Here is a 20,223-nt window from a genome sequence, read left to right on the forward strand (position 1 = left end):
CATGGCCATGCCACACAGCGACCGGTTCTTCGTGTCACGGGGGTGGCGCGTCGTGCACCTGTTGCTGTTGCTGCTGGTGGGGCTGCTGGGCCTGGCCCAGGCGGGTCTGGGCGGCTGGCTGGTCGCGGTGGGCGGCACGCCCATGCACCTCGTCTGCGGCCTGCTGCTGGTCATCGCGGCCTTCCTGGGCTGGCGCCGCCCCGGCGCGGCCGAGGGCCTGGCCATGCTGGTCGCCTTCGGCGTGGCGCTCGCCTGGGCGCTGGTCGAGATCGCGGGCAAGGGCTGGATGCCGGCCTGGGGCTTCGACCTGGCCGGCCGCGTGGGCATCGTCTTCGCGCTGCTGGCCTTCGCCTTCGCGGCCTCCATCCTGGCGCGGGTGCCGCGCTCGGGCCTGGCCGTGGGCGGAGCGGCGGGCGTGGGCATCCTGGCCAGCGCGGGCCTCGTCGCCTTCTTCTGGGAACGGCCGATGCAGCCCGCCACCGGCGCGGCCATCGCCTCGCAGGTGGTTCCGGCGGGCGGCAATGACGCCGCCACCTGGCGCGCCCATGGCGGGTCGCATCTCGGCCAGGGCTATTCGCCCGCGGCGCAGGTCACGCCCGCCAACGTCTCCCGCCTGCGTGAGGTCTGGCGCCACCGCACCCGCGACCTGCCGCCCAATGACCGCGTCTACTACTCCGCGCAGAACACCCCGCTGGTGGTCGGCGGCAGCCTCTACACCTGCAGCGCCAGCGGCCAGGTCTTCGCCCTCGACCCCGCGACTGGGCAGGAGCGTTGGCATTTCGACCCGCAGACCTCGCCCGCCGTGATGGAAAGCCTGTTCAGCGTGGCCTGCCGCGCCGTGGGCCATCACGGGACGCCGGGTGCGGAGGCCTGCGGCGAGCGCATCTTCTCCACCACCGCCGATGGCCGCATGTTCGCGCTGGACGCCCGCACCGGCACGCCCTGCGCCGATTTCGGCAACAACGGCATCGTGGACCTGACGGAAGGCATGGGCATCCGCGAGCCCGGCTTCGCCTCAAACACCTCCGGCCCCGCCGTGGTGGGTGACACCATCATCATCGGGCAGCAGGTCAGCGACAACCAGCGCCGCGATGCGCCCTCCGGCGTGGTCCGCGCCTATGACGCGCGCTCCGGCGCGCTGCTCTGGGCCTGGGACGCGCACCGGCCGGACGCGCAGGCCCCCTTGGCGCCGGGTGAAATCTTCCCCCGCGGCACGCCCAATGTCTGGACGTTGATCACGGCCGATGAGGAACTCGGCCTCGTCTTCCTCGGCACCGGCAATTCCGGCGCGGACCACTGGGGCGGCGACCGCACGGCCGAGGAGGACCGCTTCACCTCCGCCGTCGTGGCCGTGGAACTCGCCACCGGCGCCACGCGCTGGTCCTTCGCCACCGTGGACCATGACCTCTGGGACTACGACATCGGCGCGCAACCGGTGGTGATGGACCTGGAGATCGAGGGGGCGATGCGCCGCGTGGTGGTGCAGGGCACCAAGACCGGCTCGCTCTTCGTCTTCGACGCCGCGACGGGCGAGGCGCTGCGGCCCATCGAGCGCCGCCCCTCCCCGCAGGGCCCGCTGCTGTCGGGTGAGCGCATTTCGCCCGACCAGCCGCATTCGGTCTTCTACCCGAACTTCGCGGGCCATCCGGGCCCGGTGCCCGAGGTCATTGACGCGCGCCACACCTTCGGCGTGACGCCGCTGGACGCCGCCTGGTGCCGCATCCAGTTCCACCAGATGCGCTACGAGGGCATCTTCACGCCCCCCACCACCGAGGGGCGCGGCATGCTGCTCTTCCCCGGCACCATCGGCGGCATCAACTGGGGCGGGCTGGGCGTGGACCAGGCGCGGCGCATCGCCATCACCAACCACAGCCGCCTGCCCAACCAGGTCCTGATGGTGCCGCAGGCGGAGGTGACGGACCTGGCGGTGGGCGATGGCGGCGCGCGGCCGGACCAGGAGACGGCGCCGCAGGCCGGCACCCCCTATGGCGTGCGGCGGCCCATGTGGCTCTCGCCGCTGGACGTGCCCTGCATCGCGCCGCCCTGGGGGTATCTCGCGGCGACGGACATGGCGACCGGCAAATTGCTGTGGTCGCAGCCGCTGGGCACGGGCTTCGACACCGGCCCGCTGCTGATGCCGACCTTCCTGCGCATCCCGACCGGCACGCCCAATATCGGCGGGCCGCTGGTGACGGCGTCCGGCCTCACCTTCATCGCCGCCGCGCAGGATGACTGGCTGCGCGCTTTCGAGACGGAGACGGGCCGCCTGCTGTGGTCCGGCCGCCTGCCCGCGGGCGGCCAGGCCAGCCCCATGACCTACATGCATGAGGGGCGGCAATACGTGGCCATCGGGGCCGCCGGGCACCAGCGGCTGGAAACCCGCACGGGCGACTACCTGGTGGTCTTCGCCCTGGAGGAGTGATGCGAAAGGCTCGCCCGCATCATGCGGGCGAGCCACCGTCCTCACGCGCCAGTGAAGGAGGGGGCCTCAGCCGCCCTGCTTCAGCAGCCAGACGGAGAACAGCCCGTCCGCATCGCCCCAATGCCGCTCCGCCCTCCAGCCCGCCTCGGCACAGAGGGCGGTGAAGCGTTCGGGGCGGTATTTGTGGCTGTTCTCGGTGTGGATGGTCTCGCCGCCGGCGAAGCGCAGGCGCCGCCCGGCCATCCGCACCAGCTGCGGGCGGAGCGAGACGAGGTGCATCTCGATCCGCTCCTTCTCCGCGTTCCAGCGCGCCTCGTGGCGGAAGGCGGAGAGGTCGAAATCCGCCCCCACTTCCCGGTTCAGCCGCGCCAGCAGGTTCATGTTGAAGGCGGCGGTGACGCCCGCCGCGTCGTCATAGGCGGCCTCCAGCACGGCCTGGTCCTTCACGCGGTCGGCGCCGATCAGCAGCCGCGCGCCAGGCCCCAGGATGCGGCCCGCCATGCGGAGAAACTCCCGCGCCGCATCGGGCGTGAAATTGCCGATGGTGGAGCCCGGGAAGAAGCCCAGCAAATTCGTGCCCCGCGGCAGGCGGGGCAGCGGGAAGGGCCGTGTGAAATCCGCGACCACAGGCAGCACCGTCAGGCCCGGATGCGCGGCGGCGACGCGCGCCGCGCCCTCCTCCAGCCATTCGGGCGCGATGTCCACGGGCACATAGGCGGCGGGGCGTTCCATCGCGTCCAGCAGCAGACCGACCTTCTCCGCGCTGCCCGAGCCGAATTCGACCACCGCGGCGCCCGGCCCCGCCAGTGCGGCCACCTCGGCCGCGCAATCGAGCAGGATCGCGGTCTCGGTGCGCGTCGGGTAGTATTCGGGCAGGCGGATGATCTCCTCGAAGAGCCGCGCGCCCTCGGCGTCATAGAGCCATTTGCAGGGCAGCGTCTTGCGCTCGGCGGTCAGGCCCGCCACGGCGTCGGCCAGCAGGGCGGCGCGTTGCGCGCGGGCCTCGGCCTCCGGGTCATACCGGTTCTCCGCGCGGCTCATGCCACGTCCTTCGCGAGGCGCAGCCCCGTGAACTGCCATCGCGCCCCGGGCGGGAAGAAGTTGCGGTAGGTCGGCCGCGCATGGCCCGGCGGCGTGGCGCGCGAGCCGCCGCGCAGCACCATCTGGCCAATCATGAACTTGCCATTGTACTCGCCGACGGCGCCCGCCCAGGGGCGAAAGCCCGGATAGGGGCGATAGGCGCTGCCGGTCCATTGCCAGACATGGCCCTCGGCGGCGAGGAAGCCCGGCAGGGCGCTGGACACCTCCCACTCCTGCTCGGTCGGCAGGCGGCAGCCGGCCCAGCGGGCATAGGCATCCGCCTCATACCAGCTGATGTGCCGCACGGGCGCGTCGGGATGGAGCGTGCCCAGCCCGCCCGGCGTGAAGCCCAGCCAGTTGCCGTCGCGCGGCTCCCAGTGTTCCGGCGCCTGCCAGCCCTCGGCCTCGCATTGCGCCCAGCCCTCGCTCATCCAGAGGGAGGCGGTGCGGTAGCCGCCATCCGCGATGAATTCCATCCATTCGGCGTTGGACACCGGACGGTCCGCGATGGCGAAGGGTTCCAGGAAGACGCGGTGGCGCGGGGCCTCGTTGTCGAAGGCGAAGCCCTCGCCGTCATGGCCCACTGCCATCATGCCCGAGGGCCCGTCCAGCCAGCGCAGCATGGCGGGCGGCGGCGTGGCCTCGCGCCAGGCGGGGTCCATCGCCGGGTTGAGCGGGTTTTGCGCCATCAAATGCAGCGCGTCGGTGAGCAGCAATTCCTGGTGCTGTTCCTCATGCCGCAACCCCAGTTCCACCAGCGTCGCCACCTCGGGCGAGAGCGGCCCGGCCAGCAGCGCCGCCATCGCCCGGTCCACATGCGCGCGATAGGCGGTGACACGCGCGGTCGCGGGGCGCGTCAGCATGCCGCGCCGGGGCCGCGCATGGCGGGGCCCGGCGGCCAGGTAGTAGGAGTTGAACAGATAGGCGAAGTCCGGGTCGAAGCCCTCATAGCCCTCGACATGCGGCTTCAGCACGAAGGTTTCGAAGAACCAGGTGGTGTGCGCGCGGTGCCACTTGGCCGGCGAGGCATCGGGCATGGATTGCACGCATTGATCCTCGGGCGAGAGCGGTTCGGCCAGCCGCTCGGTGCCGGCGCGCAATGCCGCGTAGCGGTCGGCCAGCGAGGTTTCCGCCTCCAGCCTGGCGTGCTGGTCCATGTCTCTCTCCCCTTCGCGCAGGGCCGCCGATCCGGAGCGCGGAGGGTCCGGCCCGGCCGATGGCTTGAGGGGGTGAACGCGCGGCGGGGCCTGAGGTTGCGCGTCAGTCCGCCTGGAACCCCGCCGCCGTATGCGACCCATCGCAGAAGGGCTTGCTGCGCGACTGCCCGCAGCGGCACAGCAGCGCCGCCTCCGCCTTCAGCAGCGTGCGCCCCGTGCCGCTGAAGACTTCCATGGGCCCGCGACGGAGAGCGGCCCGTCCTCGCGGGGTTGCACCAGGTTCACGGGCGGCGGGAAATGTCGCGGCGGCGCATGGCGTGCACTCCCCTCACCGCGCCGCGATCTCGCGGGCCAACGCGCCGGCGTTCAGCTCGATCAGGTTGGGCATGGGCGCCACGCGCGGGAAGCCTGGGAAGCGCGCATCCATCGCCGTGCGGATGCGCCCCGCCGCCTCCGTCGAGAGCGGTGTGGCGGTGGCGAGTTCCGCGCGCACCAGGCGCTCCATGGTGCGGAGATAGTCCAGCTGCTCGCGGATCAGCACGCCGGCCGGCGCGGCGGCGCCATGGCCAGGCAGCGCGGTGCCCACGCCCTCATAGCGCGGCAGGGCGGCTTCAAGCTGCGCGATCCATTCGAGGGTGTGGCCGTCCAGCAGCCAGGGCGTGGCGCGGTTGCCGGCCAGGTCGGCCGTCACCAGCAGGTCATTGGCTTCGGAATGGAGCAGCGTCATGCCGCTCGCCTCGCCGCGGCCCAGCTGGTCCACGCGCCATTCGGCGCCAGCGAGCGTGATGCGTTCATCGGGGCGCAGCACGCGCGTGGGCACCGGCAGGGTGTCGGGCACGCGGCCGGGGAAGAAGCCCTGCATCATCCCGATCAGCTCGCGGCCGCTGCGCGCCGCATAGTCGCGCGTGATCTCGCTGGCGAGGATGGGCGCGTCGGGGAAGGCGCGGTGCACCACGTCGAGGCCCGTCACATGGTCCGCGTGCTCGTGCGAGAGGAAGATGGCCTCCACCGGCAGGCCGGTGCCGCGGGCATGGGCGACCACCTGCGCGGCCTCCACCGAGGTGCGCTGGCAATCCACGATGACGACCGAACGCGGGCCGATCAGCAGGAAGGAGTTCACCGATCCCTGGCCCGGCCGGTCATATTTCGCGACCTCCAGCCCCGCCCCGGGCGTGTAGGCCCCGGCTGGCGAAAGGGCGAGGACGGAAAGCGCGCCGGTGGCGCGGCCGAGGCTGCGGCGGGTGACCATGGGGTGGCATCCTTGCGTGACGGGGACACTGTCAACTTCATGAGTTGTCGCCGTCAACTGAAATGCGGTGCGTCATCGGATTGTCACATCGAATTGTGTTGACGCCGTCAACTTAAGTGCGCGATGAAGTTGACGCTGTCAACTCAAGAGGTCCCGCCATGCGTCCCCTGCCCTTCCTGCTCCTCCTCCTCGCGACACCCGCCGCCGCTTCGGGGCTGGACGTCACGGTCACTGGCGCGCGCGGCGCCACGGGCGAGGTGGGCTGCGCCCTCTACGCCACCGAAGCGGGCTTCCCCACCGATGCCGCGCCCGCCACCCAGCTCTGGCAGCCCGCCCGGCCGGAGGGCGTCACCTGCCGCTTCGAGGGTCTGCGCCCCGGGCGCTACGCGGTGGCCGTCTCGCACGACCTGAACGGCAACCGCCGCACCGACACGAACTTCCTCGGCATCCCCACCGAGGATTGGGGCGTGTCCAACAACATCCGCCCCACCTTGCGCGCGCCGCGCTTCAGCGAGGCCGCGGTGGAGGTGCCCGAGGGCCCCGCCACGCGCATCGAGATCAGGCTCGGCCGATGAGCGCGCGTCTCGATCGCTACGGCCCCTGGGCGCTGGTCACCGGTGCTTCCGACGGGATCGGCCAGGCCACGGCGCAGCGCTTGGCCGCACAGGGTGTTTCCCTTTTGCTGGTGGCGCGGCGGGCCGATCGGCTGGCCATACTCGCCGCCGAATTGCGCGCGGCGCATGGGGTCACGGTGCAATGCCTGGCACTGGATCTCGGCACCGAGGCCGGACTCGCCACGCTGCGCCACGAAAGCGCGGCGCATGACATCGGCCTGCTGGTGGCGGCGGCGGGCTTTGGCACCTCGGGTCCCTTCCTCGCCGCGCCGCTCGACGAGGAACTGGCCATGCTCGACGTGAACTGCCGCGCGGTGCTGACGCTCACGCATGAATTCGGCAACCGCTTCGCCGCGCGCGGCCGTGGCGGCATCGTGCTGTTCAGCTCGCTGGTCGCCTTCCAGGGCGTGCCGCACGCGGCCACCTATGCGGCGACCAAGGCCTTCGTGCAGTCGCTGGCCGAAGGCATCGCGCCCGAACTGCGCGCGCGCGGCGTGGACGTGCTGGCCGTGGCGCCCGGCCCCGTCCGCAGCGGCTTCGCGGCGCGCGCCGGCATGCGCATGGGCGCGACCGACAGCCCCGCCACGGTGGCCGAAGGGCTGGTCGCGGCCCTCGGCCGCCGGGCGGTGGTGCGGCCGGGCATGCTGTCCAAGGCGCTGGAATTCGCGCTCACCCCGCTGCCGCGCCGCGGCCGTGTCTGGATGATGGGCCGCGTCATGTCCGGGATGGCGCGCCATGTGGCTTGAGCCCCGCTTGGTCCCTGGCGGCGATTTGGCTAGTCTGGCCAGCACCTTCGCCACAAGGCCCCGCATGCCCCGCAAGCCCGAACCCCCGCGCGACCTGCGCGAGGCCTGCATCGCCGAGGCTCTCGCCGTCATCGAGCGCGACGGCGTCGAGGCGTTGAGCCTGCGCGAAGTCGCGCGTCGCCTCGGCGTCTCGCACCAGGCGCCCTACAAGCACTACCCCAGCCGTGACCATCTGCTGGCCGAGGTGGTGCGCCGCGCCTTCGCCGCCTTCGCCGCCCATCTGGACGCACGCCCGCGCGCGAAGGACCCCTTCGACGATCTGCACGCCATGGGCCGCGCCTATCTCGACTACGCGCTGCGCCACCCGCTGCAATACCGGCTGATGTTCGGCACGCCCCTGCCCGACGCGGAGGCGCATCCCGACATGATGGGCGATGGCCGCCACGCCTTCGGCCTGCTCAAGTCCGCCATCGCGGCGCTGGACGCGGCGCGGCCCGAAGCCGCCCGCCCCGCCGATCCGCGCCAGGACGCGCTGCTGGTCTGGTCCATGCTGCATGGCCTGGCCAGCATCGGCCAATGCTGCGCTTTGCAATCGCTCCGCCTACCGCGCGCGGTCATGACCTCCATGCACGCCCACGCCATGGCCCGCATGGAGGAAGGGCTGCGCGCCGCCCTGCCGCAACCCCGCCGCGGCCGACGGACATGATGGCGCGCGAGGCGGGCGCGGCGCTGCCGCTGGCCTGGCTCGCGGTCCTGGGGTTCCTGCTGGTGTTTCTCGTGACGGCAGGGCTGGACCGCGTGGATTCGCGGCAGTTGGGCGGCGTGGGCGTCTGGGTGAAGCCCATGAAGTTCCAGCTCTCGGTGGCGCTGCACCTGGCGACGCTCGCCTGGGTGGCGGGGCGGCTCGGCGAGACATGGCGTATGGGCTGGGTGGTGCAGGCGGTGCTGCTGCTGGCCGTGCTGATGGCGGTGCTGGAGGTGGCCTACATCACCTTCCAGGGGGCCATCCAGCAAAGCTCGCACTTCAACCTCTCCACGCGCTTCCACGCCACCATGTATTCGCTGATGGCGACGGGCGCGGTGGTGCTGACCTCGGCCGCCGCCGTGCTGGGCGTGGTGGCGCTGCTGGACGGGCAGGCGCGGCTCGGCCCCGGGCTGCGCCACGCCGTGGCGCTGGGCCTGATGGGCGGCACGGTGCTGACGCTGATCATCGCCTTCGACATGGGCGGGCGCATGGCGCACCACATCGGCACACCCATGAGCCCGGAGGCGCGCTGGCCGCTGGTGGGCTGGTCGCGCGAGGTGGGCGACCTGCGCGCGCCGCATTTCTTCGCCACCCACATGATGCAGGCGGTGCCGGCGCTGGGCTGGGCGGCGGACCGCGCGCTGCCGCCGGCCTGGGCGGTGGCGATGGCCTGGGCGGCGGCGCTGTTCTGGGCCGTGATGACGTGGGTCTTCTATCGCGGCGCGCTGGCGGGGCGGCCGTTTCCGTAGGGCGCCTTTGAGCGGCTGATTCACGCCCTTGGCTTCGCCAAGGACGATCAGACGCTATCCCTTCTTCCGCTTCGCCGCCTTGCCGGTGCGGTGGCCCGCCCGTTCCAGGGCGGCCAGCCGCGCCGGCAGGGCGTCGCGCACGGCGGGCCGCGCGTCACGGTCCTTCTTCCAGCGCTTCTTCTCGGGCTTGGCCATGCCGCAGCCAAGGCACCAGCCGGTGGCCTCGTCGAAGCGGCAGACGTCAATGCAGGGGCTCGCCATGTCGGGCAGATGGGCATGGTCCGCCAGCGTGACCATGCCGGAAAACGCAACCCACCTGCCCTTTCAGCTCGCTGCCAGCCTCAGCGGATGGCCATGGCCGGAATCGCGCTGCGGCTCCAGACATATTGCCGCAGCAGCAGGATGATCTGTTCGAACAGGTCAATGGAGCGCCACAGGGCCAGGCGCTCCTCCGGCCTGGTGGGCGCCGCGTCGCCGGAGACGCGCTCCCGCACCGCCAGCAGCGCCACGCTGCGATCGGCCACGAGCTTGACCAGGAATTCCGGGTCGCTCTCCGCATCGCCGAGGTCGGCGGCCACGATCTCGAGCAGCGCGTGCAGCCCCTCGACCAAGCTGCGCGTCATGCCATCCGTGGCGCCGCCCTCGCCGCGCGTCGCGGCGGCGGCCACGAATTGCGCGACATTGGCCTGCAATTCCGCCAGCACCTGGTTCGCGTCCGCCAGCCGCAGCAGGCGGTCGCTTTCGGCGCCTGGCCCGGCCTGCGCCACCGCGTCCAGCGTGAATTCGCGGATGGTGGCGCCCAGCGCCCGGCCGGAGCGTTGCAGCACCGCGAGGCTGGGGGGCTTGGGCCCCTCCTCCCCGGGGCGGACGCCGTGCAGGAAGAGGGGAAGGCGCAGCATCAGCCGGTCCTGCTCCTGCTCCACCTGGCGGATGGCTTCGGCCGCACCCGTCGGGCGCGGGTTGTAGAGATGGGCGGGCCGCTCCAGCACCTCCTCGGCCGAGGGCGGGCTGAGGCGGGCCACAAGCCGGTAGATCGGGCCGTTCAGCGGGCTCGCCACCAGCGCCGCCACCAGCTGGAACAGCCAATGCACCAGCGTGACCTGCAGCGCGACATCGGTGGTGATGGCACCTGTCAGCGCCACGATGGTGGGAACGCCGAAAAAGTGCTCAAGCGAGAGCAGCGGCAGCAGCACCAGGCAGCCGATCACCTTCAGGATGACCTGATAGACCGAGAGTTGCCGTTCCGTGCCCTTCAAGGTGCTGGCCTGGATCCAGCTCATCAGCCCCGAGCCGAGATTGGCCCCCACCACGATGAGCATGGTCTGGTCGAGGCCGAGCAGCCCGCCGCTGACCAGCGCGATGGCGATGACGGAGACGGTCATGCCCTGCATCACCGTCGCGAGCAGGGTGCCGACGATGAAGCCCCAGAAGTAGAACTGGCTGGCGAAGGCCATCACCGCGCGGACCGTGGCGGAATCCCCCAGCGGCCGCGCGCCCATGACCGTGAGCTGCACGCCCAGCATCAGAAGACCAAGGCCCATCGCCGCGTTCACCAGGAAGCCGTGGCGGGGGGATTTGTGCATCTCGAACAGATAGGCCGCGCCCACCAGGCTCAGCAGCGCATAGGTCAGGGTGCTGCTGTCGAGCGAGATCAGCAGCAGGCGCAGCGTGGTCCCGGCATAGGCCCAGGTGACGATGGGCATTCCGGCCTGCACCGTGATGGCGCCCGCGGAGACCAGCCCCACCACGATGAAGGTGACGGCATTGGTGCTCTGCACCAGCGCGCCGGACCCCACCCCCACCATCGCCGCCTGGACGGGGTGGCGCGTGACCGCGCGCACCAGGCGGCGCAGCCGGGGCCCGGCCAGTTCCTTCATGTTGACGGTGAGGAAGTGGGTGCCGACGAAGATCAGGCCGAGGCCCGCAAGCAAGGCGAAGATCACTGTGGCTGGGCCCCGTCCCCGATGGATTGCGCCGGCATGGAACATGCAGACGCCTCGTTATGGCCGCGATTATGGCCGCGCGGGAGGCCGGGGAACAGGGATGGGCTGGCCGGGCTCATTCACCGGCCACCCCCATCCTCGTCCCGAAACAGAGACTTGAGCGGCGCGGCCCCGGCCCGCTAGCCTCGCGGCAATTCACCCCTGGAGACTCCAAGAATGCTTCGTCGCGACATCCTGGCGGGCGGCGCTGGCCTGGCGGCCGCTGCCGCCCTCCCGCGCTTCGCCATCGCCCAGCCGGCCCGCAACCGCGTGCTGCGCTATGTGCCCCACGCCAACCCCGGCAACATAGACCCCTTCACCAACACCGCCTTCGTGGCGCGCGACCACGCCATGCTGGTCTATGACCAGCTCTACGGCATGGACGAGCAGTTCCGCCCGCAGCCGCAGATGGTCCAGGGCCATGTGGTCGAAAATGACGGCCTGCTCTGGCGCTTCACCCTGCGCGAGGGGCTGAAGTTCCATGACGGTTCCGCCGTGCGCGGGCGCGACTGCATCGCCTCCATCCGCCGCTGGGGCCGCCGCGACGCCTTCGGCCAGGTGCTGATGTCCCGCGTGGCCGAGATGACGGAGGAGAGCGACCGCGTCTTCTCCATCCGGCTGGAAAAGCCCTTCCCCAAGATGCTCGAAGCCTTCTCCAAGGTGACGACGAGCTGCCTCTTCGTCCTGCCCGAGCGGCTGGCGAATGTGGACCCCTTCACCAACATCACCGAGGCGGTGGGCAGCGGCCCCTATCGCTTCGTGCAGAATGAATGGGTGCCGGGCTCCTCGCTCGCCTACACGCGCAACCCGGATTATGTGCCCGTGCCCAACGGCACGCCGTCCATGACGGCCGGGCCCAAGGTGGCGCATTTCGACCGGGTGGAATGGCGCATCATCCCCGACCACTCCACCGCCGCCGCCGCCCTGCAATCGGGCGAAATTGATTGGTGGGAGCAGCCGACCGCCGACCTATTCCCGCTCTTCCTGCGCGGCGCCGCGGCCCGCAACATCGGCGTGGACATCATCAACAACACGGGCCTCATCGGCATCTTCCGCCCCAACCACGCGACCGAGCCTTTCAACAACCCCGCCGTGCGCCGCGCGGTGCTGACCGCCATCAACCAGATGGACTTCATGACGGCGGTGATCGGCCAGACGGGCATCGAGGGCCGGCCGGACCTGCGGCGCGAGGGCATCGGCTATTTCGCGCCGGAATCCCCCTCCGCCTCCACGGTCGGCCTCGACCGCCTGCGCAAGAGCGTGGAGGCCGCGCGCACCGAGTTGCAGGCGGCCGGCGCCATGGGCGCGCGCCTCGTGCTGCTGAACGCGACGGACCTTTCCTCCATCAACGCCGCCACGCTGGTGGGCGCGGACCTGTTCCGGCGGATGGGCTTCAACGTGGATCTCGTCTCCACCGACTGGGGCACGCTGGTGGCCCGCCGCGCCAGCCGCAACCCGCTGGACCAGGGCGGCTGGAGCGGCTTCTTCACCTTCTGGTCCGGCGTGGACCATTGGAACCCCGCGAGCCACGCCTCCATCCGCGGGCATGGCGCCAATGCCTGGCCGGGCTGGCCGGAGATCCCCGCCATGGAGGCGCAGCGCGACGCCTGGTTCGACGCGCCCAATGACGCGGCGGCGCTGGCGGCGACGACGGAGATGCAGCGCATCGCCTTCGACGAGGTGCCCTATGTGCCGACCGGCATGTACTACCAGCCCACGGCCTTCCGCCGCAGCCTGACGGGCATGCTGAAGGGCCAGCCGCCGCTGTTCTGGAATATCCGGCGGGCGTAGCGGTTGACCGCCCTTGGTGGCCTCACCAAGGGCGGGCGTCCCGGTTCAGCGCCGGGCGCGGCGGGCCGCCTTGCGCTTGGCCGGGGCCTTGGCCCGCTTGGTCGGGGCCTTGGACCGCCGCGGCGGCGGGGCCTCCGGCCGCTGGGGCGGCGGGGCCTTGGCCCGCTGCGGGGACGCGGCGGGCGGAAGAGGCAGCAGCGCGGGCATGCCCTCCGGCCCGGCATAGCGCTGGAGCGTCGCGCCGGCGGCGAGGTGCGGATAGGCACTGGCACCCTTCGGCCATGTCCGCGCGAAGGAGGTGACCTCGGCCTGGTCCTGGCGACGGATGGTCTGGACCAGCAGCGACACCGCCTGCGCGGGCTTCAACCGCTGCTGGCGCAGCAGGTGCAGGTGCCATTCGCGCGCGCGCAACGGGCACCAGTCCACCAGGGCTTCCTGCAAGGCACGGCGCACCTCGCGGGGCAGCTCCTCATAGGCCCGGTAGGGGTCGCCCTTCAGCTTGCTGTAGGGCTTGGTGGCCATGCTGTTGTCCATGGCCGGCTTCTAGAGCAGCATCCGGCCCGGGTGGAAGCGCCGAAGGCGTGGATCAGCCGCGCGCCGCGCGGCACCCCTGCGGCGCGGTTCAGCCCGTCTCCGCCCAGCGCCGCTCGAAGGCATGAACGTCGGGGAAGCCCATGATCTCCGTCAACTTCTTGAAGTCGAACACGGGCACCGGCGCGTCGAGGCTGCTGCCCGTCGTGGTCAGGTGGCGGTACATCCCGTCCAGCACCGCGGCGGTGGAGAGGAAGCCCGCGGCCGGATAGATCGCGACCTGGAAGCCCAGCTCCGCCAGGCGCGCGCGCGGCAGCACCGGCGTCTTGCCCCCCTCCACGATGTTGGCGAGCAGCGGCTGGTGGAAGGCGCGGCCGATGGCCTCCATCTCCGCCTCGCTCTCGGGGCTTTCCACGAAAAGGATGTCGGCGCCGGCCTTCGCGAAGGCCTCCGCGCGGCGCAGCGCCTCATCCAGGCCCAGCGAGGTGCGCGCATCGGTGCGCGCGATGATGAGGAAATCCGCCGAGGAACGGCTGTCCGCCGCCACCTCGATCTTGCGGACCATGTCCGCCAGCGGGATCACGCGCCGGCCGGGCGTGTGGCCGCACTTCTTCGGGAATTCCTGGTCCTCGAGCTGGATGGCCGCGATGCCGGCCGCCTCATAGCCGCGCACCGTGTGGCGCACGTTCAGCAGCCCGCCATAGCCGGTGTCCGCATCGGCGATGACCGGCGCCTTCGAGAAGGCGGCGATCTTCTGCGCGCGGTCCAGCATCTCGGTATAGGTCGCGAGCCCCGCATCGGGCAGGCCCAGCGCCGAGGCCACCACGCCGAAGCCGGTCATGTAGGTGGCTTCCGCGCCGTGCTGGTTCAGCATGTGCGTCGAGATCAGGTCGAAGACGCCGGGGGCGATGAGGCATTTGCCCCGGGCGAGAAGGGGCTTCAGTGGCGTTCGGGGCATGTGTTCCTCCTGTGCGGTGCGGTCATGGAGACAGAGACCGGCCCGGCTTGGAAGAGGCCCCCCGCGGCGCCGCTCAGCGGCAACTGCGCCAGGGCCCCATGTCGAAGTGGAAGTGGTCGGCATGCGCGGCGTTGTAGTCCGGGCCGAGCACGGCGCGGAACCAGCGGCAGGCGCCATCACGCACGCCGCGCAGGAAGGCGGCTTCCGGCCCCGCGCCGCCCCAGTCGCGCAGCAGCCGCACCTCTCGCCCGTCGCGCAGCGTGAAGGCGGCGATGTCGATCGCGTTCGCCGTCGCGTGCTGGCTGCGCCGGCCGGCCCGGGCATGGTTCACGTTGCGGCAATTGTAGGTGCCGAGGTGACGCACGCCGCTGACCTCCGTGCCCAGATGCGCGCGGGCGGCGGGTTGCAGGCTGTGCCGCTCGAACAGCACCCAGGCGGCGGCCATGCGGCAGGTCACCACCGGGTTGGCCGGCTGCAGCCGCGCTTCGCCGGGCAGCAGCATGGCGTTCTCGATCGCGCAGCCGGTGTCGGAGGGGCGGTCGGGCACGCGCCGCGGCGTCATGCCGGAGGCGGCGAAGGCGGCGAAGCAGGCCTCCGGCTCCCGCGCAAGGCGCCGCAGCTTCAGGTCGGTCATCCAGCCTGGCGCGGCGCGCAGGTCCAGCGGCTCGCGCGGGTCCCATTCGGGCGGAAGATGCCGGAGCGCCAGGAAGACGGCCCCGGCAAGGGCGGCGAGAAAAAGAAGGGCAAGCAACAGGCGCATTCACCGGCATGTGGGAACGCGCGGGGCGACCGCACACCCCCGCGCCTCAGCCCCGCCCTTGCTCCCGAAGCCGGTCGCCCAGCAGGGTGCAGGCCAGCACGACGGAAAGGATGGCGCCCCCCGGCCCGGCCACCAGCCACCAGCGGTGCAGCGCCGTCGCCCCCTCGGCCACCATCAGCCCCCATTCCGGCGCGGGCGGCGGCGCGCCCAGGCCCACGAAGCTCAGCCCCGCCCCCAGCAGGATCACCTGCCCGAGGTCCAGCGGCAGCGCGACCAGGATGGGCGTCGTGCACAGCGGCACCACATGCCGGCGCAGGATGGCGGCCGGCGTGGAGCCCACCGTCACCGCCGCCTGGACATGCTCCATCCGCATCACGCCCCGCACCTGCGCCCGCATGAGCCGCAGGTAGATGGGCCACCATACCGCCAGCATCGCCAGCCCCGCATTGAGCAGCCCCGGCCCCAGCGTGGCCGCCACCGCCAGCGCCAGCAGCACGGGCGGGAAGGCAAGCGCGATGTCGGCGGCCCGCGACAGCAGCCAGTCCGCCGCCCCGCCCAGGAAGCCCGCGATGGCGCCCAGCAGCACGCCGAGCGCCGCGGCCCCCAGCACCACGCAGAAGGCCAGCGGCAGCGACAGCCGCGCGCCGTGCAGGGTGCGCGAGAACACGCAGCGGCCCAGCGCGTCCGTGCCCAGCGGGAAGGCGCCGCCGGGCGGCTGGAAGCGGCGGCCCACGCTCTCGGTCGGGTCGGGCAGGCCCCACCAGGGCACGGTGATGGCCGTCACCACCCAGAAGCCCAGCACCACCAGGGCAAGGATGGCGGCCGGCGAGGCCAGGGCGCGGCGCCACACCCCTCAACGGTCCCGCAGGCGCGGGTCGAGCCAGGCCTGGCCCGCATCGGCCACCACGCCGCTGAGCGCCAGCGCCACGCCGCCCAGCATGGTCACCGCCATGATCGCCGGGTAGTCCAGGGTGCGCGCGGATTCCAGCGCATAGGCGCCGACGCCGGGCCATGCGAAGACCGTCTCGGTCAGCACCGCCCCGGCCACCAGCGTGGCGAAGGAAAGGCTGATCAAGGTCAGCGCCGGCACCATCGCGTTGGGCAGAGCGTGGTCCAGCAGCAGCCGCCCCTCACTCAACCCGCGGGAGCGCGCGGCGACGATGTGGAAGCGCGCGAGCTCCTCGATCAGGGTCGCGCGCAGCAGCCGCGCGACCAGCGCCGCGATGCCCCAGCCCAGGGCGGCGGCCGGCAGCACCAGGCGCCGCGCGGCATCCCGCCACACCGCCCAGTCCATCGCCCAGGCCGCGTCCACCAGCAGCAGCCCCGTCCACACGGGCGGCGGCGTCAGCCGCGCATCCAGCCGCCCCGGCCCCGGCAGCCAGTCGAGCCAGGTGGCGAACAGCCATAGGAACAGCAGCCCCGCCAGGAAGACCGGAATGGACACGCCGGCCGAGGCGAAGCCGCGCACCGCTTGGTCCAGCAGCCCATGCGGCCAGCGCGCGCTCAGCAGCGCCAGGGCGCCACCCAGCAGCGTGCCCAGCAGCGTGGCCGCCAGCACCAGTTCGAGCGTGGCCGGCAGGCGCTCCGCCAGATCCGTGCCCACCGGCCGGCGGGTGCGGAAGGAGGTGCCGAAATCGCCCTGCGCCGCATTGGCCACATGGCGCAGGAACTGCACCACCACCGGCCGGTCCAGCCCCCATTGCGCGCGGGCGGCGGCGACCACGGCGGGGTCCTCCATGGCACGCTCGCCCACGATGGCGATCACGGGGTCCACGCCGGTGGCGCGCGACAGGCCGAAGCTGACCGCCGCGATGCCCAGCAGCAGGACGGGCAGCAGCAGCAGGCGCTGGATCAGGACCACGTCAGCGGGGGCGGATCTCGGCCAGCGGCAGGTTGCAGCAGGTGCTGTAGCGCACGCCCTGCAAGCCCGGACGGTGCGCGATGACAAGGTCCGGCGAGAGCAGCGGCAGGATGATCCGGTCCCCCATCATGGACCGCGCGACGGCCTGGAAGGCGGACTCGCGCTCCGCTTCCGGCGCGGCGAGGGCGCGGGTCAGCAGGCCGCGCAATTCCCCGTTCGCGATGGAGGGCAGGTTGCCGCCGCCTGCGCGCGTGAACCAGGGCGTGCCCTCCATGATGCCGAAGAAGTTCACATATTGCGCCGAGCCGAAATAGTCGGGCGCGTAGTAGCCGATGGTCATGGGCAGCTGGGCGGCGCGCATCTGCTGCACCCAGACCGGGAAGGTGGCGGGCTGCAGCCGCAGCCGGATGCCCACCCGGCCCAGATCCTGCTGGAGCCGCTGCGCGACCAGCGACATGTCCGCGCCATAGCTGTTGATGGCGGGGAAGGTGAAATCCACGTCGAAGCCGCGCCCATGGCCGGCGGCGGCGAGCATCTGCCGCGCCCGCGCCAGGTCGGTGCCCGGCACCTCCAGCCCCGCGCTACCGGGGAAGCCGTTGGGGATGGGGCTGGCCTGCGGCTTGCCCGCGCCGCCCAGCACGAACTCGATCATCGCCGCGCGGTCCACAGCGAGCGAGATGGCCTCGCGCACCTCCGGCGTGAAGCGCCCCTGCGCCGCCGGCGCCCCGGGCGCGATGGCGAGGTAGATGAAGTTGGGCGAGGGCAGCACCTGCACCGTGGCCCGGTCGCGCGGCAGGGCACGCGCCGTCTCGGTGTCGAGCTGCAGCGCGATGTCGGCCCCGCCCGAGGCCAGCAGCTGCCCCTGCACCGCGGCGCCCGCCGCCTGGCGGATCACGACCTCGGCGAAGGCGGGGGCGTCGCGCCAGTAATTCGCGTTGCGCGCGAGGCGCAGCTCGTCATTCGGGCGGTAGCGGGCCAGGGTGAAGGGGCCGCTGCCGGCGGAGTTCTCGCCGAACCAGCGGTCGCCGCCATCCTGCGCCACCTCGCCCTCGGCGCGGATGCCCGCCGCCTCGGCCACCACGCGGTCCACCACGGCCATGTAGGGCGCGGCCGCGATGCCGATGAACTCGGAATTCGCCGCCTTCAGGTGGACGACGACCGTGTGCGCATCGGGCGTCTCGATGCGCTCGATGTCGCCCGCCAGGAAGCTGCTGCTGGCGCGCGTCGCGGCCAGCCGCCGGAAGGACCAGGCGACATCCGCCGCCTCCACCGCGCGGCCCGAGGCGAAGCGCGCGCGCGGGTCGAGGTGGAAGGTCCAGCGCGTGAGGTCGGACGAGGCCTCCCAGCGCGTGGCGAGCCGCGGCACCGGCGTGCGGTTGTCCGGCCCGATGGTGACGAGCGTGTCGTAGAGCGCGTCGAAGACGATCTGGCAGGTGTCGCAGAAGCCGCGATGCGGATCGAGCGAGTTCACGTCCATGTTCCGCGCCACCACCAGCGTGGACGGCGCCTGCTGCGCGAGCGCCGGGCCGCCGAGGCCGAGCGCCATGAGCGCCGCCACGACCGAGCGGCGCGCGAAACCCGTCATGCTACCCATTGCACTGCTCCTGGATGGTGATGGTTCATGCCGCGAGCCGGCGCACGGCGCGGAAACCCGCATCGGCCGCGTCCAGCACCCGGTCCATGTCGGAATCGGTGTGGGCGGCGCAGAGGAACATGTTGTGGCGCGGGTGGAGATAGGCGCCCGCCTCCAGCGCGGCGCGGCAGAAGGCCGAGCCCTGTCGGAACTCCGCATCGCCGTCGAAGAGGAAGAGCGGCATCTGCACCGGCCCCGACTGGCGCAGCCCCACGCGGTGCTGCGCGGCCAGCGCGGCGAGCCCCTCGCGCAGCCGCCGGCCCAGGCGTTCCATGTGCGCCACCGCGTCGAGTTCATCGAGGCGTTGCAGCGTGGCCAGCGCCGCCGCCATCGGCACGGCAGCGCACCAGAAGCTGCCGGTGACGAAGACGCGCGAAGCCGCCTCGCGCAGCGCGTCGCTGCCGGTCACGGCGGCCAGCGCATGGCCGTTCGCGATGGCCTTGCTCCAGGCCGAGAGGTCGGGCCGCACGCCCAGCCCCTCCCAGCTGCCGCCGCGGTGCAGCCGGAAGCCGGCGCGCACATCGTCCAGGATCAGCGCCGCGCCCCGCCGGTCGCAGAGGCGGCGCATGGCCAGGGCGAATTCGGGCGTGGGCATTTCCTGGTCCACCACATTGTCGTGGCGGAAGGCGGTGACGATGACGGCGGCCAGGTCATCGCCCGCCGCATCGGCCGCCGCCTCCAGGCTCGCCACGTCATTGTAGCGGAAGCGCAGCTGGTGGGCGCGGTCCGTGTCGGTGGTGCCGGCGGGGACGGGCGTGCACCAGGGCGCCGCGCCGTGATAGCTGCCCTGTGCCACCAGGATCACGCGCCTGCCCGTGGCGGCGCGGGCGATGGTGACGCAGGCGGTGGTCGCGTCGGTGCCGTTCTTCTGGAACATGGCCCAGTCCGCGTGCGGGATGCGGTCCACCAGGCGTTCGGCCAGCTCCACCATCACGGGGGCAGGGCCGTTCAGGCAGTCGCCCAGCGCGGCCTGGCGGGCGGCGGCGGCGTCCACCACCGGGTCGTGGTGGCCCAGCACGATGGGCCCCCAGCTGCACATCAAATCCACATATTCGCGGCCATCCGCGTCCCAGATATGGCCGGCCTCCGCGCGGGCGAAGAATTGCGGGTAGCCCTGCGGCAGGCGCTGCGCGTGCAGATGGCCCCACATGCCGCCCGGCACCACGCGCAGCGCCCGTTCGCGCAGGGTGGCGTCGGAGGCGGGGGCGCGGGGCATGGAGGGCCTTCCAATTATGGAGGATATATCAAAACACCCCGAAAACTCACGCGCAACGGGATTCGGTGGCCTCCAACTCCTCCAGCCGCCGCAGCAGGCCGCGCCCGCCCTCCACCAGGTCCGCGTGCATGGCGGCCCGCGTGTGCTCGGCATCGCGCGCGCGCAGCCCGTCCAGGATGTCGAGATGGCGGTGCCGCCCGAGGTAGCTGGGCTTCGCATCCGGGTAGAGCAGGTTCAGCAGCGGCCCGTTCCGCAGCCAGATCCCCTCCAGGATGCCCAGCAAATTGGGCATCCCCGCCAGCCGCCACAGCCCGTGGTGGAAGCGGAAATTGGCCTCGATGGCCGGCTGCCATTCGCCGGATGCCTCGGCCGCCTCCAGCGCCGCATGGTCCTCGGCCAGGGCCGCCACGGCGGGGGGCGTGGCGCGGCGGGCCGCCTCCTCGGCCGCCAGGCCCTCCAGCAGCATGCGGATGCGCCGTAGCTCCAGGTAGTCGGACAGGCTGAGGCGCACCACGCGGATGGCGGAGGCGGGGCGCAGCTCCAGCCCGCCCTCGCGGACCAGCTGCATCACCGCCTCGCGCACGGGCGTCTCGCTCACGCCCATGGCGGAAGCCAGCTCCCGGATCTTGAGGCGCTGGCCGGGCCGCAGCCTTCCGTGCAGCAGCCCCGCGCGCAGCTCCGCATGGACGCGGCTGGTCAGGCTGTCGCGGGGGTCGGGGGCCATCCTGT

At 72.2% G+C, this 20,223-nt stretch carries 20 protein-coding genes; 6 read left to right on the plus strand and 14 right to left on the minus strand.

What is annotated here, in order from left to right; genetic code table 11:
• The first annotated feature begins 1 nt into the window (after position 1).
• Positions 2-2,422, plus strand: coding sequence for a pyrroloquinoline quinone-dependent dehydrogenase (locus tag ICW72_RS10600; RefSeq protein WP_191082679.1), 2,421 nt, complete (start codon positions 2-4; stop codon positions 2,420-2,422).
• Positions 2,423-2,488: 66 nt separating this feature from the next.
• Here ICW72_RS10600 and egtD read toward each other — a convergent pair whose 3' ends face one another.
• From egtD to ICW72_RS10620, 4 genes are all read right to left on the minus strand, one after another.
• Positions 2,489-3,463, minus strand: coding sequence for an L-histidine N(alpha)-methyltransferase (gene egtD / locus ICW72_RS10605; RefSeq protein WP_191082680.1), 975 nt, complete (start codon positions 3,461-3,463; stop codon positions 2,489-2,491).
• Positions 3,460-4,659, minus strand: coding sequence for an ergothioneine biosynthesis protein EgtB (gene egtB, locus ICW72_RS10610; RefSeq protein WP_191082681.1), 1,200 nt, complete (start codon positions 4,657-4,659; stop codon positions 3,460-3,462). The genes egtD and egtB overlap by 4 nt, the downstream gene beginning before the upstream one ends.
• A gap of 103 nt (positions 4,660-4,762) precedes the next feature.
• Complete coding sequence (locus ICW72_RS10615; RefSeq protein WP_191082682.1) at positions 4,763-4,894, minus strand: CDGSH iron-sulfur domain-containing protein; 132 nt, start codon at positions 4,892-4,894, stop codon at positions 4,763-4,765.
• A gap of 93 nt (positions 4,895-4,987) precedes the next feature.
• On the minus strand, positions 4,988-5,908 hold the full coding sequence (locus tag ICW72_RS10620; protein WP_191082683.1) for an MBL fold metallo-hydrolase: 921 nt from the start codon (positions 5,906-5,908) through the stop codon (positions 4,988-4,990).
• Positions 5,909-6,066: 158 nt separating this feature from the next.
• Between ICW72_RS10620 and ICW72_RS10625 the strand changes: the two genes are divergently transcribed.
• From ICW72_RS10625 to ICW72_RS10640, 4 genes are all read left to right on the plus strand, one after another.
• Complete coding sequence (locus tag ICW72_RS10625) at positions 6,067-6,483, plus strand: DUF2141 domain-containing protein (RefSeq protein ID WP_191082684.1); 417 nt, start codon at positions 6,067-6,069, stop codon at positions 6,481-6,483.
• On the plus strand, positions 6,480-7,268 hold the full coding sequence (locus ICW72_RS10630; protein WP_191082685.1) for an SDR family NAD(P)-dependent oxidoreductase: 789 nt from the start codon (positions 6,480-6,482) through the stop codon (positions 7,266-7,268). Before ICW72_RS10625 ends, ICW72_RS10630 begins: the two co-directional genes overlap by 4 nt.
• Positions 7,269-7,332: 64 nt before the next feature.
• Complete coding sequence (locus ICW72_RS10635; RefSeq protein WP_191082686.1) at positions 7,333-7,974, plus strand: TetR/AcrR family transcriptional regulator; 642 nt, start codon at positions 7,333-7,335, stop codon at positions 7,972-7,974.
• The gene (locus ICW72_RS10640; RefSeq protein ID WP_191082687.1) at positions 7,971-8,762 is read left to right on the plus strand and encodes an efflux RND transporter permease subunit; all 792 of its coding nucleotides are present in this window, start codon (positions 7,971-7,973) and stop codon (positions 8,760-8,762) included. The genes ICW72_RS10635 and ICW72_RS10640 overlap by 4 nt, the downstream gene beginning before the upstream one ends.
• A 54-nt stretch (positions 8,763-8,816) precedes the next feature.
• Here the strand turns inward: ICW72_RS10640 and ICW72_RS10645 are convergent, their stop codons facing one another.
• Together ICW72_RS10645 and ICW72_RS10650 are read right to left on the minus strand one after the other, a co-directional pair.
• Complete coding sequence (locus ICW72_RS10645) at positions 8,817-9,059, minus strand: DUF1289 domain-containing protein (protein WP_223880524.1); 243 nt, start codon at positions 9,057-9,059, stop codon at positions 8,817-8,819.
• 44 nt (positions 9,060-9,103) lie between these two features.
• Positions 9,104-10,693 (minus strand): Na/Pi cotransporter family protein, encoded by a 1,590-nt coding sequence (locus ICW72_RS10650; protein ID WP_191082688.1) that lies wholly within the window; start codon positions 10,691-10,693, stop codon positions 9,104-9,106.
• Between the two features lie 228 nt (positions 10,694-10,921).
• On the opposite strand from ICW72_RS10650, the gene ICW72_RS10655 reads away from it, so the two are divergent.
• Positions 10,922-12,535 (plus strand): ABC transporter substrate-binding protein, encoded by a 1,614-nt coding sequence (locus ICW72_RS10655; RefSeq protein WP_191082689.1) that lies wholly within the window; start codon positions 10,922-10,924, stop codon positions 12,533-12,535.
• Positions 12,536-12,580: 45 nt separating this feature from the next.
• Here the strand turns inward: ICW72_RS10655 and ICW72_RS10660 are convergent, their stop codons facing one another.
• From ICW72_RS10660 to ICW72_RS10695, 8 genes are all read right to left on the minus strand, one after another.
• Positions 12,581-13,069, minus strand: coding sequence for a DUF6525 family protein (locus tag ICW72_RS10660; RefSeq protein ID WP_191082690.1), 489 nt, complete (start codon positions 13,067-13,069; stop codon positions 12,581-12,583).
• Between the two features lie 88 nt (positions 13,070-13,157).
• Positions 13,158-14,024 (minus strand): isocitrate lyase/PEP mutase family protein, encoded by an 867-nt coding sequence (locus ICW72_RS10665; RefSeq protein WP_191082691.1) that lies wholly within the window; start codon positions 14,022-14,024, stop codon positions 13,158-13,160.
• Positions 14,025-14,097: 73 nt separating this feature from the next.
• On the minus strand, positions 14,098-14,784 hold the full coding sequence (locus ICW72_RS10670) for an extensin-like domain-containing protein (protein WP_191082692.1): 687 nt from the start codon (positions 14,782-14,784) through the stop codon (positions 14,098-14,100).
• Positions 14,785-14,830: 46 nt separating this feature from the next.
• Positions 14,831-15,634, minus strand: coding sequence for an ABC transporter permease (locus ICW72_RS10675; protein WP_191082693.1), 804 nt, complete (start codon positions 15,632-15,634; stop codon positions 14,831-14,833).
• A 3-nt stretch (positions 15,635-15,637) separates the two neighbouring features.
• Positions 15,638-16,645, minus strand: a complete 1,008-nt coding sequence (locus ICW72_RS10680) for an ABC transporter permease (protein ID WP_223880525.1) — start codon at positions 16,643-16,645, stop codon at positions 15,638-15,640.
• 1 nt (position 16,646) lies between these two features.
• Positions 16,647-18,239, minus strand: coding sequence for an ABC transporter substrate-binding protein (locus tag ICW72_RS10685; RefSeq protein WP_223880526.1), 1,593 nt, complete (start codon positions 18,237-18,239; stop codon positions 16,647-16,649).
• Between the two features lie 25 nt (positions 18,240-18,264).
• Positions 18,265-19,494, minus strand: a complete 1,230-nt coding sequence (locus ICW72_RS10690; protein WP_191082694.1) for an aminotransferase class III-fold pyridoxal phosphate-dependent enzyme — start codon at positions 19,492-19,494, stop codon at positions 18,265-18,267.
• Positions 19,495-19,540: 46 nt separating this feature from the next.
• Positions 19,541-20,218 carry a GntR family transcriptional regulator gene (locus tag ICW72_RS10695; protein ID WP_191086226.1) on the minus strand — a complete coding sequence of 226 codons (678 nt, stop codon included), beginning with the start codon at positions 20,216-20,218 and terminating at the stop codon, positions 19,541-19,543.
• Positions 20,219-20,223 lie beyond the last annotated feature (5 nt).

The organism is Roseococcus microcysteis (genome assembly GCF_014764365.1).
Classification (GTDB): Bacteria; Pseudomonadota; Alphaproteobacteria; order Acetobacterales; family Acetobacteraceae; genus Roseococcus; species Roseococcus microcysteis.